The sequence below is a fragment of the Flavobacterium daemonense genome, assembly GCF_007341385.1.
GTDB classification, from domain to species: domain Bacteria; phylum Bacteroidota; class Bacteroidia; order Flavobacteriales; family Flavobacteriaceae; genus Flavobacterium; species Flavobacterium daemonense.
This window is the reverse complement of sequence record NZ_VJYD01000001.1, coordinates 81,584-96,819: the sequence shown is the minus strand read 5'-3', so window position 1 is coordinate 96,819 and position 15,236 is coordinate 81,584. Positions and strand designations below refer to the sequence as shown.

Sequence of the window (15,236 nt, the reverse complement as noted above, 5' to 3'; positions counted from 1 at the left end):
TTTTATTTTTTTACATCGACAGTTACATTCATTCCCGGTCTTACATCCTGCAAGTCTTTTGCTGCGTTTTCAAATTCTATTCGAACCGGAATTCGTTGTGTGATTTTTACAAAATTTCCTGTTGAATTATCAGGTTCTACCATCGAAAATTTGGCTCCTGTTGCGGGTGAAAAACCAATTACTTTTCCTTTGAATTCTTTTCCGTCAAGCGCATCGATTGTAATGGTCACTTCTTGTCCGGGTTTTATTTTTTCGATCTGAGTTTCTTTGAAATTAGCCGAAACCCATAATTTCTGATTCAGCACAATTGACGCAATGGTTTGATTAGCATTGATTAACTCTCCTATCGACAAATTGCGTTCGCCTACATATCCATCGCCGGGCGCGATAACCGCCGTGTATGACAATTGCAGTTTTGCAGCGTCAAGATCAGCTCTTTTGCGGGCAACGGTTGCTCTGGCGGCTTCAAGATTGATACTGCTTTGTTTGGTTACCGAAATGCTTGCTTCCAGACTTTTTTGTCCGGCTTTTACATAGGCTTCTTCCGATTTTAATTTTGAAATTACTTGATCGTATTGGTTTCTCGTTACAGCAGAATCCGCGTACATATTTTTAAAGCGCTGATAATCTTTTTGGGCTTTTTCTAGACTTGCCATATCGCCCGCCAATTTCTCTTTTCCTGATGCTTGATTCGATGCTGAGGTCGTAATATTTTGTTCCAATGAATGAAGATTCCCTTCGGCTATAGCCAGATCTGCTTCCGCTTGTTTTACTTTTATTTCATATTCTAAATCATCAAGAATTACGAGCGTATCTCCTTTATGCACAAATTGATTGGACTCAAACCTGATTTCGTCAATATGTCCGGTTACTCTTGCTGCAACATTGTTGATATAAGCTTCGACCTGAGCATTATTCGTCGTTTCATAAGTACTGAAATCAAAAAACAAACTCAAAATCCACACTCCTCCGGCAATCAAAAAAACAAAAGACAGCACAGTCAGAAGCGTATTTCTCCTTTTATCTTTGTATATGGTTTCGCTTTGTGTATTTGCTTCGCTCATAATCTTTTATATTAAAGTTTTCCCATTGCATATTGCAGCGAATAATATTGAATAATCAAATCGAGATTGGCATTTACCAATGAAATTCTAGAGTTGTTCAACTGCAATTCGGCATCTACGATTTCGCTGATAAGCGCAAAATCATTGTCATAACGGCTTTTTACAATTTTGTAATTGCTCATCGAGAGCTCAACATCTTTCTTGTACGTTTTTATGTTTTCCTTGCTTTCAGCATATCGCACATAAGCGTTTTTCACCTCTGTACTTATTTGATCTTTAGTTACCTGCAACGCAATATTACTTTTATCGACTTCTAGCCTATCGCCAGAAATACGGTGTTTTAGATTATAAAAACTCGAAACATCCCAATTTAATGAAACGCCCGCAGCCCAGTAATTCAGAATATTTACATAATTCGGCCATTGCGCTGGATATTCGGTATTTAAAATCAGATTCGCATTTATATTGGGCATAAAACCGCTCTTAGTCAAACTCAAAGACGATTCAGATAATTTGATTTTTGTCTCGGCTCTTCTGATTTCTTGACGGTTCTGAAAAGCTTCTGCTAAACTCTCCTGCAGATTAATATTTTCTGTCGGAAGCATGCTTTCTGTCACAACGGGTTTCAGAATAGTATTTGTTGGAAAACCAATTAAAATATCCAAATAATTGCTGATTAATTCAATAGTATTGGTACTTCTAAAAACAGAAACTTTAAAGTTTGACTGTTGCAATTCAGTTCTTAAAAGATCACTTTTTATATTTTGACCATTGTTGACACGCGATTGCAATTGTCTGATTCGAAGATCTGTATTGATGATGTTTTGTTTCGTTACTTCAATCTGGCGGTATAATTTTTCGAGTGTAAAATATTGTTCTGTAATAGCGTTTTTAACATCGGCTTCGGTCATTTTAACAACAGATTCCTGCATTTGGCTCAACAATTCCTGCTGATCGATACGTTTGTTGATGGCGCTTCCGGCGTAAATGGGCAGCGACGAAATGATATTCGCGAAAGCCTGATGATTATAATAATCGACTGAAATATTGCTCTCATAAAATCCTTTATAAATTTTAGGATCGCCAATGTAGGTATAGCCTCCGTTTACGCCAATGCGAGGCATTTTTGCAATTTTTGCCTGACCGACATTTTCATTGGCAATGGCCAAATCGGTATTGGCGATTTTAAGCTGGCGGTTGTTTTGGATTCCTAATGTTATTGCCTCATCCAATCGTATAATTTTTGCCGTTCCAAGACTATCCTGTTGGCCAAAACTTAAATTGACGCAACAGAAAATTAAAGCCAAAAACTTTATTTTCAAATCTTTTAACTGACAATAATTCATCGAATTTTATGCATTTAAACTTGACATTAGAATACTGGTATTTAACTATATAAATGAACTTTGAAGCTTTTTGATTCTTCTTATTATTAAATAAATGTAGAGAATTCCTAATAAGAAAAATGTAATAACTTGTTTCATTTTATAAAATGAAACACTTTAAACCCTGCTTCAATGCTGTAAAAAATAAATTGGTTTTAAATTAGATGTCAAACAATCTTGATTACTAATTTTATCTCCATCTACATGCACAAAATCGCAACAATAGTGCTTCTGTTATTCGTTTCTTTCGGTTCATTGGCACAATCTCAAATAGCCGACAGTACGGCATCGGCAAAGCCTAAAAAAAACTATGATTTTAATGTGATGCCTTACATCAGCTACAACAGAACATTGGATTTTATGTTTGGAGCAATCCCAATGATGATGTATAGAACTGATAAAAACGATACGATTTCGCCAAAATCATTATCGGGCATGAGTGCTATTTATACGACAAACAAATCGTATTTTATTTGTTCGTTCAACAAACTTCACTTTGATGAAGACAAATGGCGTGCACAGGTTTTTTTAATGACCGGAAATAAAAATGCCCAATTTTTTATGGACGATTTTGACAGTGGCGAATTTTATGATTACGGAACCAAAACAACCCTGATCAGCGTGAGCGGACTCCGAAAAATATTCAAATCGTTTTATACCGGACTTGGCTATTCCTACGCGCATTATGATACGACTTATCAAGATGATGTTCAGCCGGCTTCCAGTACACATACAAATGGTCTTCAATTAATTATGCTATACGATACTCGTGATGCGGTCTATTATCCTACAACGGGCAATAAAATAAGAGCGAGATGGATCAGTTATCCAGAATGGTTTGGCAATGCTGTTGATGCCAATAAAATCATTTCAGAATACAATACGTATTACCCAATGCGTGACAAAAAAGATGTACTTGCGGCACGTTTTGCAGGCAAATTCGGATTAGGAAATATTGCTTTTGAACAACAGGTAACTATTGGTGGCAATGACATCAGAGGCTACTCTGAAGGAAAATATCGCGGCGACGGATTGATGGCTATACAAGGCGAATACAGATATAATTTTCAAAAAAGAATGGGTGTTGTAGGTTTTGCCGGGGTTGCAACAATTTATGGCTCAGATACTCCAAGCTTTGACTGGAAATTATATCCAGGAGCTGGTGTAGGTTACCGATACAGAGCATTTAAAAATGAAAAATTCAATGTTGGTCTTGACGGCGCTGTCGGGAAAGGAGATTGGGGAATTTATTTTAGAATTGGAGAAGCTTTTTAAATTTAAAAAACGTTAACCCATTAATTGTGAGTAATTATTTTAAACACATAGAAACATAGTTTTGTAAACTGATAAAAGGCGTTTTACTTACATTAACAAAGATAGCTATGTGTGAAAATCAAGATTAAAAAAAAACATCTTATCCATCAATTATCAATTGTCAATTATCAATTATTCACTATCCCATATTCTCGTAAACCACCACACAAACCGAAACAAAAAAGCCAACAACGGTATAAACTCCAGCCGATTTATGTCCATGTTCATAAGCTTCTGGAATCATTGAATTGGCAAGCATCATCAAAATTGCGCCACCTGCAAAAGCCTGAATAAACGAAAGCCATTCGCTTGAAGCATCTCCAAAAAAGGAATAACCCGCCATTGATGCCAAAGCACATAAAAACGTGATAAATATCCAGAGCGAAATTATTTTCAGGTTGCTCCAATTTCCTTTTTTCATTCCAGATGAACCTGCAATTGCTTCGGGAAGATTCGAAATAAAAACGGCCACTAGCATAGCCAAACTTCCCGTTTGATGTTTAAAAAAGCCCAATCCAATTATAATTGATTCTGGAATTCCGTCGAGTATTATAGCCAAAACCATCGGTACAATCAGATTTGATTCTTTGGCTTCGCTGAGTTTTAAACGGTTTTTTGCTCCAAAATGCCCAATAAGCCTATCAGCACCATAAAACAATAATGCGCCGCTAAAAAATCCATACGTTGGATAATAACTGCCTCTTCCTAGTTTTACGGCTTCAAAAACCAATTCATAAGAAATAGCCGAAATCAGCGTTCCTGCTCCAAATCCCATAATTTTTCCGATGAGACTGCTGCTTAAATTGTATTTAATAGCAATGATACCTCCCAAAATCAAGGAAGATGTCGCTAATAATCCAAATAAAAAAGCATGGAACATAAAACTGATTTTAGATTCAGATTAAAATAGCTTCATAGGTTTTATTAAACCCCATATATAATAAAACCTAATCCGCCATCCATTAACTAAACCAATTATAAAAAACATGAAACCACTATTTTCAACCTTTAATAATCAATAATTCAACTCAATGTTAAGCATACCGATTATTCCATTTGAACCCACTTGTGTTGGGTAGCTTAAATATCCCACAGGCGAATGTTTTTCATACATTACCTCTGGATTTATTCTGAAAAATTTAGTTTTGAACGGAAACCAGTTCAACCCGCAGGTTACTTCCCAAGGTTTTCCGTAATCACCGTTTATATACGCATACGTGCTGTAAAGCTGCAATTTTTTGTCCACTAGCATGGCCGAACCCTGAAGAGAAAAACCCGAATCAAATAAGTTTGTCACCGGAATTTCGCCAGCGGTTTTAAAATCAGAAAGCCATCTCATAAAAAACTCAGCGTCAAAGGAGTAACCATTATATTTAACACCCGTATTAATTGATGTCATTTGGTATTTGGCGTCAATTACCTGCGTATTTGGCGCAAATGCATTTACGGCAAAAATTCCAGTACCGTCTGATAATCTGATTTGAGAGTTTTCTGGTGCATCACTATCTGGCTGTGATTGACGGTTTTCTGTACTTCGTGTATAAGCACCACCTAAAATGGTTGCTGGCTTTTTATGTTTTTCGTAGTCGCCGTAGGTCGGAATTCTTCCAAAATTATTGGTTGTCCACCAGATCGCGCCACTCCAAGTATCAAACTTATTATCAAGCTGTCCGGCATCAACACCTAACTGGCTCAAGTTGTTTCCGAGCATTGTTTTATAGAAAATATTATCGGTGATTTCACCCTGTGCATAAATACCAGTGGTAAAAGATCCTCTAAAATATTCATCGGCAATTGGTCGAGCATCAGAACGAAGCCACTCTGGCCATTGACCCAAAATAGATCGTACAGAAGGCAGACCGTTAATCCCGATTCCGAGTTCAAAATGCCTGTTAAACTTATACTGTAAATTACCCGCAACAACAACTTGTGCACCTTGACCCAAGGTGGCATTTGATGTCCATACGAAAACCGTATATCTTAATTTAGGATCACCTACCCAACCTCTAAAATAAAGGTTTGACTTTTGAAACTGCAGATCGTTTCGTCTGTCAATATCAAAAGTTTCACCTTTATGATTGGTGTAATGATCGTCAATTCCCATTTGATTTAAATATCGGGCCAAAACATAAAATGAAAGCGTCATGGAGCCATATTTTCCTTCGGCTATTTTGAAACCGCTTCCACCGCGGTGCTCGCCTTCTTCTAATTTAAAAGCGGTACTGTCCTGCAAAGTATTGCTGATTTGCGACCAAGAAGTAAAATGGCATAACAGAAGCAATATTGGTATATATTTTAATCGCATATATGTGTTTTTTAGATTTTTAGATTTGTCAAATCATTAAAAAATTACTGTTTGACGTTAATTGCTTCCCATGCTCTTACTTTTTTTCGGGCTTCATCAAAAAGCCTGTTGTAATTCTGCATTCTTATTTTCTCGCTTGTTTCCGGTTTTAATTCCTTCCATAAAGGCTGATACATTTCATAAACAGCCATGTAGAATTTCTGGTCAGGCGGTGCAACGACATCGGTGCCAAACAAAAATCGGTCGGGATATTTATTCATCAAGGCAGCGCATTTTTGAGTAATTTCGGGCGAAGCCAAAATATATTTAGCAACTTCATCCCAAGAAATATCAAAATATACGTTTGAAAAAGCCGGATCTTCTAAAATCCCTTCTACAATATCGGTATGATTTGGCGCTCTTTCTGTTGATGTATCAGAACCAGAGCCAACAGGATGCACAATTCGGCCAAGACCAATATGCGCCCAGATGATTGTAGTTTTTGAATGGCGTTTAAGCAAATCTTTCATTTCATTAAGATAAACCGGATCTGCTTTTTGTTTCGCCATCGGCATATCCATATCATTATGAAGAATAACAAGTAATCCCGTTTTCCCTGCAAAATCCAGAATACTGTCTAATGCCGGATTCGTCAAACTGGCTACTTCTCCGGCTACTTTTGCCGAAACAAATTCCTTATGAATAGAAAACTCGCCTATGCCCGTAAAAACTCCTGGAAACGTTTTTAAAACACGTTCTATATGTTTGTACGCATACATATCAGCGGGATTAAATCCGGTAATCATTGGGTCTAAACGCGCTTGTTGTTCCTTTGTCAGACTTTTGTACTGCATGGCAATAAAGGCATCTGTAAAAGAATAATAATACAAAGGAGCATCAGTCTGCAAATAGTAAGTCGGACTGTAATTTCCTGAATTTTGATACGACCATTGCTGTTGCAGCGGAATACCAAATAAAGTAGATCGCCCTGCTTTGTCTCCCATAATTTCCAGAAATTTTTTGGCCGAAATTCCTTCCTGAATATAATTTGTCAAATGAAAATGGCTGTCATTAAACAGATATTTCCCTTTTGATGCATTATTTTGCCCGAATAAAAAAACGGTCTGCAAAAAGATGGCAAACAAGACGAAATGCATTTTAGATTTTAATTGCATGTTCTTTTCTTTTGGGATTTATGATCTGTCTATTTTTTCGGAACAACCATAAATGGATTTACGCCAAGTTCTTTCACAATTTCAAAAATTGTTTTTTGCGCTTTGATACTATTTCCGGCCGCGTTTAAAGGCGGTGAAATAACGGCAATTCCAAATTTCCCTGGGCAAACGGCTATAATTCCGCCACCAACACCACTTTTTGCTGGCAAGCCAACTGCATACAGCCATTGACCAGAATCATCATAAAGTCCTGCTGTTGACATAATTCCCATAGTAAAAGCGCACGTTTCTGGCGAAACTACTTTTTCTTTCGTAATTGGATTCACACCGCCGTTTGCCAAAGTTGAGGCCATAACAGCAAGTTCTTTTGCATTGACATTTATAGCACATTGTTTTGTGTAAACATCTGTTGACTGAACTGGGTCAAAATACATGCGCCCATAAGCCAACAACAAGTGCGCAATTGCCTGATTACGCAAATTATCGCCCGCTTCGCTAATGTAAACCGGCATGTTTAGTTTTAATTTGGTTCCTGCAAAAGCGTTGTGTGTATCGACAATATTTTTCCATTTTGCCACCGAATCATTTCCTTTTATCAAACTCACAGCTGCAATAGCTCCCGGATTTACAAGCGGATTGATTTCTTTTCCTTTTTGAAGTTCAACGGCAACAATCGAATTAAAACGAAGACCCGTTGCATCTACTCCAATTTTATCAGCCACCGCTCTTGGTCCTTGCTCTTCTATAAGACGCGCCAGCGTAAATACTTTTGAAATTGACTGAATGGAGACACGCTGTTCTAAATCGCCTTTAGTATATACTTTTCCATCAGCAGTTACAATCGCGATGCCGTATATATTGGGATCAACATTGGCTAATTCTTTTATATAATCGGCATTTTTGCCTTCCTGAAGGTTCTTGAATTTTTCGTAAGCATGATCTATAGCCGCTTGATAAGGCAATTCTTTTTGCGCTTTTGCGTCAAAAAAAGGCGTTAACAGCAACAATACACTCAAAGCAAAGCATACTTGAAATTTTGTTTTCATCTTGTTTAATTTAGGAGGGTTATAAGTAGATTTTGAAACTAGATTTAGAGCCAAAATAAATAGAGTTGGCTTATTCTCTTTTAGTTGGAGAATAAACCAAACGCCAATTATTATTTTTCTAAAATTTTAATAATCCATGAATATTTTTTGAAGCTCGTCCAGTTTTCTTGGCTTAAGCAATGCCACAGTCAAAAGAATTCTTGACTTTTGCGGATTTAATCCATATGATGCGATAAGTCCTAATTCATCATCATTGCACTCAACGTTGCGCCCAACAATTCCTGTTGCTACACGTGTACTTCTCACTACGATGATTCCTTTTTTGCTGGCTCTGGCGCAGGCATCAAGCGATGCTTTATTCATATTTCCGTTTCCAACTCCTGCAATTACAATTCCTTTTGCTCCTTTTTCGATTGAAGCGTCGATCAAATCTGGTTTCATATCGGCGTCAGCATAAATAATGTCAACACGCGGAAAGGCAGTCACGCCTTTTACATCAAATTCTGAAGTTTTTCCAAATTTTTGATCAGGATAATGGTAGAAATCATTTACGCCATAAGCAGTTGTTCCTATAAGTCCGCGAATTGGGGACATAAAAGTTTGAACTGCTGTAGTGCTCACTTTTGTCAATGACTGTGCAGAGTGAATCCAGTCGTTCATTACCAAAAGTACGCCATGACCTTTCGCATTCGGATCAGCAGCAACCGAAATTGCGTTGTATAAATTCAAAGGTCCATCGGCACTTATCGCTGTTGAAGGACGCATTGAACCTACGAGAACTACAGGTTTATCAGTTTTTACAACAAGATTTAAAAAATAAGCTGTTTCTTCCATTGTATCGGTTCCATGAGTAATCACAAAACCGTCAACATCTTTACTTGAAGCTAGTTCATTAATCCTGTTTGCGACTTTCAGCATAATTTCAAAAGACATATCTTGAGATCCTACATTCGAAATCTGCTCGCCTTTTATATCCGCCAAATTCATAGCATCTGGAACGGCATTTACCATTGCATCAATAGTAACTTGCCCCGAAGTATATCCAGACTGCACTCCAGATTTTGCAGAACCTGCAATTGTTCCTCCCGTTGCCAGAATAAGAACTTTTGGTTTTGCCTGCCCAAATACGTTGATGTTTATCACCAACAACAGCAGTAAAAGGACTTTCTTAGAAAATATTATATTTAGTTTCATGATTATATACTTTTAAGTTGAGGGTTATTTTTGACCTGTTAAACTTGCCGGATCAAGAAGCTTTTTGATTTGGTCTTCTGTCAATAATTTCTTTTCACGAATCAGTTCCAGAATTCCTTTATTGGTTGCAAGCGCTTCTTTTGCCAATTCGGTTGTTTTTTCATATCCCAAAACAGGATTAAGAGCCGTAACAATACCAACACTTCTTTCCATATAATGATCTAGAGTACTTTTATTCACCGTAATGCCATCAATACAATTTTTTCTGAATAATGGCATTGCTTTAAAAAACAATCCTTGTGATTCCATCATTGCAATGGATTCAATTGGTTCGTATGCATTTAATTGCAGTAAACCAGACTGAGCGGCAATCGTAACCGTTAAATCATTTCCCATTACTTTAAAGCAAAGCTGATTCATAAGCTCTGGCATTACCGGATTCACTTTTCCTGGCATAATTGAAGATCCAGGCTGCAAAGCCGGCAAATTGATTTCAAAAATTCCTGTACGAGGTCCAGAAGCCAGAATAATTAAATCACTGCTGATTTTTGCCAAGGCCACCGCCATGCTTTTAAGCGCCGATGAATACATCACAAATCCTTGCTGGCTAGTGGTTGCCGCAATAAGATCTTTGCTCAATACGATAGGTTTTCCAGTAATTTTAGCTAAATGTGTGGCTACTTTTTCAGCATAACCCGGGGAGGCTGTAATTCCTGTTCCTATGGCTGTTGCGCCCATATTTTGTTCGCATAAAAGCGCCTCGACTTTGCGAAGCGTGACTATTTCGGCGTCAAGCTGATTTCCAAAAGCATGAAACTCTTGTCCAACGGTCATTGGTACAGCATCTTGCCCTTCTGTACGTCCCATTTTTAAGACATCTTTGAACTCATCTCCTTTTTTGTGAAAGGATTGAGAAAGCAATTCGGCTTCTTTTAGAAGTTTGTCGTTATGAAGCAATAATGCCACTTTGATCGCAGTTGGATACACATCATTTGTAGATTGTCCCATGTTCAAGTCGTCATGAGGTTCTATGAACTGATATTCTCCTTTTTTGTGTCCGCTCATTTCTAAAGCGATATTAGCAAGAACTTCATTCACGTTCATATTTGCCGATGTTCCTGCACCGCCTTGATACAAATCTACCAAGAATTGATCGTGGTATTTTCCATCAATTACCGCCTGACAGGCTTTTTCGATAGCAGCGAGTCGGTCTTTTTTAAGTCGGCCAACATCCGCATTTGCTCTTGCGGCGGCCAGTTTTACCATCGCAAATGCCCTAACATAATCAGGATAAAATTGCGTGGTCATGCCGCTTATCTGAAAATTTTCTAATGCACGTGCCGTTTGAACGCCGTAGTATGCATTAGCGGGGATTTGCTTATCACCCAAAAGATCTTTTTCTGTTCGGGTTTGGGCTTTTAGAGAGGTAATACATAAACCGCACAGTAATATGTATTGTATTTTTTTATACATGTTTTCTATTTTTTTTATTGGTAACTTTCTAGAACTATCAAGTATTAATTTTTTCTGTAAAATGCTTCTGAGAAATTGTACTTAAATGAAAACTGCACTTTTGTAATCGATGTACTCCAGCCGTCTCTAAAATTATCGCGGTCACCCCATTGAAATTCACCACCAACTAAGCAGTTTTTTGCAGGAGAATAAAGCAAGTTTGCAATTGCATACTGGCCTTTCTTAAATGAATCGTTTGTCATTCCGTCAGAGTTGTCGATGTCTATCATAGAATATCCTATAGAGGTTGTAAATTTTTCATTCCATGAATGGTCAAGAAAAGCAACAACTCCAACTAAAGGAAGCGCAACACCTTTGATAGGTTTTACCGCGTTTCCAAAATTATTCTGAATTCCGATATCTACCGGCGCATCATTCATGTAGTTCTGAATTCCTTCACCATAAACCACCTGCCCTCTGAAAACATCACTTTTGCCAAATTTCACATTGGTACTCAAGTTTAAACCCCAGCCAAGTGCGTTTCCGGATAAGTCATATTGATCATTATTTTGATCTTTCCACTCTATTTTTCTAAGGATCCCGGCTAACTCAATATAACCGAAAGAGAATGCTTGACGATATTCTGCTGAAAGATCTGGAAAAGGAAATCTTGCACGCACACCTTGAAGTTCGATACGGTCTGCATAAACGCCTTGATCAGCACTTGCTCCCGGTCTTTCTAAAGCAATGGTCAAACGAGTATCGCCTTGGATTGGCATATAGCGAATTTGAATGTTTCTGAAAAATACCATTCCCGTTGGTCCCCAATATTCTAACGTATTCGGAAACACATCGATATCCATGAAAGGGCTCCAAGTTTGTCCTGCTCCAAATTTGCCTATTTCGGCATAAGCGTGGCGAAGACGAAAAGTAGTTTGGCCGGCATCAACTCCGGTTCCGAACAATTCAAACTCAAATTGGGTTTTTAGTTCACCAATTCCGGTGTCAACCCAGTTTTTTATTCCGAAACGAGTCTGGCGCACAGATGCGTAATAGTTTCCATCGACACCATACTGATCTTTGTAAGATGGCAGTTTTGTTGGTCGCACAACATCATACCAATCCGATTGAATCTGGTTAAAATTATAACCAACATCGGTCATAATAAAACCATAGATTTCCATGCTCTTTTTTGCTCCGTCATCCTGCCCGCGTATGAGGTTTACGGCCAGCAAGCAAACTAAAATGGCCAGATACCTGATCTTAGCCATGCTAAAACGCTTTTTCTTCATAATGATTATAGTTTAAAATTGTTTGTTACGAATAATGAACTAAATTATGGGGACTCCAATATGTGATATTCTCGAAATGGGCATATAAATTTCAGAATCAATGCTGCCTATGGCGGAATTAGGCTTTTAAAAGTGCGGATAATAAATTTGTTTTTGGCGTCGTACTCAAATGTGTAAAATATTGATTATTTGGATTTTATGTCAAAATTACAAAGTAAACTCATATAAAAGTCCAACATTTACGTTTCATTTTATAATTTGAAACATCAAGAATTGAAGTGAAAATTTCAAAAAAAATCGCTGTTAAGCACTGTAAATACTGGTGTCTTTAAAATATCCAAAAAAAAAATCGTTGGCTTTTTAAAAATTATAATCCTAAACAATAGTTAAAACGACCGTTAATTTTTTTCTTACAGCATCAAAAACTAATTCGTGCAAAAAAGTGTAAGAGGACAGCCTAAACATCTTTTTTTATTTTTTTTTGAGGTTGAAAAAGCCACTAGACGCAAAAAATCCCATTTCAAACGAAACAGGATTTTCTATAGTGATTTATATTGCGATCAAAAAAGACGTTTTATTTTTTATCCCATCCGTTTCTAATCAAATAAATTAAAATTTCTTCTTCTAATTCCTTAGCTAAATTTTCAGCTTCAAGTTTATATTGAAAATATTTTTCAAATTTTTTCTTGTACTTTTCTGTTTTCAGTGTACTGGCGCAGTAATCATCGCAGATTGCCTTAAAATTATCATCTAACAGATATAAAATTTTTAAGGATTCTAAGTATTCTGAAAACTTTAAATTATATAACTCTTTTGGAACAGACATACTATACAATTTATAAAATTAAATGACTTTTGATTTTGCGGCATGCAAAAGAAAAATTAGGAAAATGTTTTCTTCATCAAAAACTAAAAAACTATACTTCAACAACATACACCTTTACAAAAGATAAAGTTAAGCAGCAATAAAACGTAAAAGACATTATTTTCTGCGCAAGTCTGTTCCATATTATAAAATGAAACCTAATGTTCTTTTTGTGCTTAAAATGCATCATTTTTAGAAAACAGCCTTTTTAAGCCATATTTTCAACAATAATAAGCCGTTAGACAACTTTAATAAAACAGAAAAAAGAAGAAGTGTTAAAAAGCAAGTGCTACGCTTCGTTATTGTTTTTAAATAAAAATTATAAGATTTGCTTTTGGCATTATTTCATTTGCGCTTAAAAACATCTTTTTGTTGATTAAAAAATGTATTTACGACTACAAAAACCTTTGTTTAATGAAGAAAAATTGAAATTTCGTGATTTCAATTTGCTTCCAAAACCTAAATTATCTTTCATAAAAAACAAAAAACAGACAAAATCAAAAAGATATTGTCTGTTTTTTTATGTCTCAAACTTCAGATTGCTTTGCATTTAATCGAGCTTGAACCAATCATTTACTTCTCTTGAAATTGCATCACTAATTTGCGGATTTTCGAATTCATTTGAAACAGGGTTGTACTCATAATCCTTTTGCCATTTTTTATAATTCGAAGCCACTTGCGCAATAGCATCACAAATAAACAAAAGCTCCTCATTTGTCATTATCGGATGAAGCGACAAGCGGACCCAGCCCGGTTTATTGGTTTGGTTTTTCTGAAGCAATTCATTCGTCATCGTTCTTGATCGCTTTTCATCGATGTTAAAAAGATAATGCGCATACGTACTCGCACATGACCAGCCACCACGAACCTGAATTCCGAAACGGTCATTTAAAAGCCTGACGATTAAATTATAATGAATATCTTCGATTACAAAGGAAACACAGCCAATTCGGTCACTATTAAGATCACCTAAAATTGATAATCCTCGTATCTTTTGAAGCTTATAGAAACAAATATCCAATAGTTCCTTTTCTCTTTTGGCAATTTGCTCCACTCCCATTTTCTCTTTTAATTCTAAAGCCAAAGCCGTTCGAATAACCTGCAAAAATCCCGGAGTTCCTCCATCTTCTCTTACTTCTATTAAATCGCTGTAGGCGTAATTCCCAAACGGATTCGTCCATTTTACATTTCCTCCGCCTGGATTATCAGGAAATTCAGTTTTGTATAATTTTTCATTAAAAACCAAAATTCCGCATGTTCCGGGGCCACCGAGAAATTTATGAGGCGAAAAGAAAATAGCATCTAATTGTTTTTCTGGATCTTTTGGATGCATATCAATTTCAACATAAGGCGCCGAAGCTGCAAAATCTACAAAACAAAATCCGCCGTTTTGATGCATGATTTTAGCCAATTCATAATAAGGCGTAATAATTCCGGTTACGTTTGAGCAAGCCGTAAACGAGCCGATTTTCAAGCTTCTGTGAGCATATTTTTTTATTTCTGAAGAAAGAATATCGGGATCAACTAAATTATTTTCATCGGCAGGCAAAATCACAACATCTGCATTGGTTTCATACCAAGAAACTTGATTGGAATGATGTTCCATGTGTGTGATGAAAACTACAGGTTTTTCATTTTCGTTTTCGGCTTTTTTTCGAAGACCTATAATGCGCTGCAGTTTTGACAACGCAGCCGTCATGCCAGTTCCTGCCGTAACTAAAACATCTGATTCATTAGCGTTTACTGACTTTTTAATTATTTCTCTCGCACGCTGATATGCATACGTTGACGTTTTTCCTGTTTGACTGGAAAGGGAATGCGTATTGGCAATCATTGGACCAATTTTATTGAGCATGATATCTTCAATCGGAACGTATAACCTTCCGCTGGCCACCCAATCTGCATAAAGCAAATCCTGCTCGCCATAAACCGATTCAAAACTGTGATTTACTCCTATAGTGTTTTCTCTAAATTTAGAAAAATAACACTCCAACTCTATTGGTGACGCTGTCTCAATTGCATTCATTTCCTTGTCATTAAAATTTAACTGATTTTATTATTGATGAGTTTTTACCGGTTTGTTTGTCATTCCGAGGAACGAGGAATCTCCGCAAGTAACTCCATTAAGTGATTCCAATCTTTGTCGAGCTTCTCGCGGAGATTCC

12 protein-coding genes are annotated in these 15,236 nt (G+C 36.8%); 1 reads left to right on the top strand and 11 read right to left on the bottom strand.

Features of this window, described 5'->3' with window-relative positions:
• Nucleotides 1-2 precede the first annotated feature (2 nt).
• Together FND99_RS00425 and FND99_RS00420 are read right to left on the bottom strand one after the other, a co-directional pair.
• A complete protein-coding gene (locus FND99_RS00425; RefSeq protein ID WP_144336030.1) occupies nt 3-1,064 on the bottom strand; it encodes an HlyD family secretion protein in 1,062 nt (353 codons plus the stop codon).
• 11 nt (nt 1,065-1,075) lie between these two features.
• A complete protein-coding gene (locus FND99_RS00420) occupies nt 1,076-2,410 on the bottom strand; it encodes a TolC family protein (protein ID WP_144336029.1) in 1,335 nt (444 codons plus the stop codon).
• Between the two features lie 243 nt (nt 2,411-2,653).
• On the opposite strand from FND99_RS00420, the gene FND99_RS00415 reads away from it, so the two are divergent.
• Nucleotides 2,654-3,724, top strand: coding sequence for a BamA/TamA family outer membrane protein (locus FND99_RS00415; protein ID WP_144336028.1), 1,071 nt, complete (start codon nt 2,654-2,656; stop codon nt 3,722-3,724).
• 178 nt (nt 3,725-3,902) lie between these two features.
• On the opposite strand, the gene FND99_RS00410 is transcribed toward FND99_RS00415, so the two are convergent.
• The 9 genes from FND99_RS00410 to FND99_RS00370 form a co-directional block, all read right to left on the bottom strand.
• Nucleotides 3,903-4,643 carry a ZIP family metal transporter gene (locus tag FND99_RS00410; protein ID WP_144336027.1) on the bottom strand — a complete coding sequence of 247 codons (741 nt, stop codon included), beginning with the start codon at nt 4,641-4,643 and terminating at the stop codon, nt 3,903-3,905.
• A 135-nt stretch (nt 4,644-4,778) separates the two neighbouring features.
• The gene (locus FND99_RS00405; RefSeq protein ID WP_144336026.1) at nt 4,779-6,068 is read right to left on the bottom strand and encodes a hypothetical protein; all 1,290 of its coding nucleotides are present in this window, start codon (nt 6,066-6,068) and stop codon (nt 4,779-4,781) included.
• Between the two features lie 44 nt (nt 6,069-6,112).
• Nucleotides 6,113-7,222, bottom strand: coding sequence for an amidohydrolase family protein (locus FND99_RS00400; RefSeq protein WP_211356609.1), 1,110 nt, complete (start codon nt 7,220-7,222; stop codon nt 6,113-6,115).
• A gap of 29 nt (nt 7,223-7,251) precedes the next feature.
• The gene (gene glsA, locus FND99_RS00395; protein WP_144336025.1) at nt 7,252-8,268 is read right to left on the bottom strand and encodes a glutaminase A; all 1,017 of its coding nucleotides are present in this window, start codon (nt 8,266-8,268) and stop codon (nt 7,252-7,254) included.
• Between the two features lie 126 nt (nt 8,269-8,394).
• Nucleotides 8,395-9,462, bottom strand: coding sequence for a type II asparaginase (locus tag FND99_RS00390; RefSeq protein WP_144336024.1), 1,068 nt, complete (start codon nt 9,460-9,462; stop codon nt 8,395-8,397).
• A gap of 24 nt (nt 9,463-9,486) precedes the next feature.
• Entirely contained in the window at nt 9,487-10,935 is a 1,449-nt protein-coding gene (locus tag FND99_RS00385) for an aspartate ammonia-lyase (RefSeq protein WP_144336023.1), read from the bottom strand.
• Between the two features lie 44 nt (nt 10,936-10,979).
• A complete protein-coding gene (locus FND99_RS00380; protein ID WP_246074137.1) occupies nt 10,980-12,185 on the bottom strand; it encodes a DcaP family trimeric outer membrane transporter in 1,206 nt (401 codons plus the stop codon).
• A gap of 595 nt (nt 12,186-12,780) precedes the next feature.
• Nucleotides 12,781-13,032: a hypothetical protein gene (locus tag FND99_RS00375; RefSeq protein ID WP_144336022.1), complete on the bottom strand. Its 252-nt coding sequence runs from the start codon at nt 13,030-13,032 to the stop codon at nt 12,781-12,783.
• Between the two features lie 589 nt (nt 13,033-13,621).
• On the bottom strand, nt 13,622-15,097 hold the full coding sequence (locus FND99_RS00370; RefSeq protein WP_144336021.1) for an aminotransferase class V-fold PLP-dependent enzyme: 1,476 nt from the start codon (nt 15,095-15,097) through the stop codon (nt 13,622-13,624).
• Between the last annotated feature and the right edge of the window lie 139 nt (nt 15,098-15,236).

Bases quoted from the DNA above. Each gene is read 5' to 3' on its own strand.
- FND99_RS00420 (WP_144336029.1), bottom strand. From the start codon at position 2,410: ATGAATTATTGTCAGTTAAAAGATTTGAAAATAAAGTTTTTGGCTTTA.
- FND99_RS00385 (WP_144336023.1), bottom strand. From the start codon at position 10,935: ATGTATAAAAAAATACAATACATATTACTGTGCGGTTTATGTATTACC.
- FND99_RS00380 (WP_246074137.1), bottom strand. From the start codon at position 12,185: ATGGCTAAGATCAGGTATCTGGCCATTTTAGTTTGCTTGCTGGCCGTA.
- FND99_RS00400 (WP_211356609.1), bottom strand. From the start codon at position 7,222: ATGCAATTAAAATCTAAAATGCATTTCGTCTTGTTTGCCATCTTTTTG.
- FND99_RS00405 (WP_144336026.1), bottom strand. From the start codon at position 6,068: ATGCGATTAAAATATATACCAATATTGCTTCTGTTATGCCATTTTACT.
- FND99_RS00425 (WP_144336030.1), bottom strand. From the start codon at position 1,064: ATGAGCGAAGCAAATACACAAAGCGAAACCATATACAAAGATAAAAGG.
- FND99_RS00390 (WP_144336024.1), bottom strand. From the start codon at position 9,462: ATGAAACTAAATATAATATTTTCTAAGAAAGTCCTTTTACTGCTGTTG.
- glsA (WP_144336025.1), bottom strand. From the start codon at position 8,268: ATGAAAACAAAATTTCAAGTATGCTTTGCTTTGAGTGTATTGTTGCTG.
- FND99_RS00410 (WP_144336027.1), bottom strand. From the start codon at position 4,643: ATGTTCCATGCTTTTTTATTTGGATTATTAGCGACATCTTCCTTGATT.
- FND99_RS00375 (WP_144336022.1), bottom strand. From the start codon at position 13,032: ATGTCTGTTCCAAAAGAGTTATATAATTTAAAGTTTTCAGAATACTTA.
- FND99_RS00370 (WP_144336021.1), bottom strand. From the start codon at position 15,097: ATGAATGCAATTGAGACAGCGTCACCAATAGAGTTGGAGTGTTATTTT.
- FND99_RS00415 (WP_144336028.1), top strand. From the start codon at position 2,654: ATGCACAAAATCGCAACAATAGTGCTTCTGTTATTCGTTTCTTTCGGT.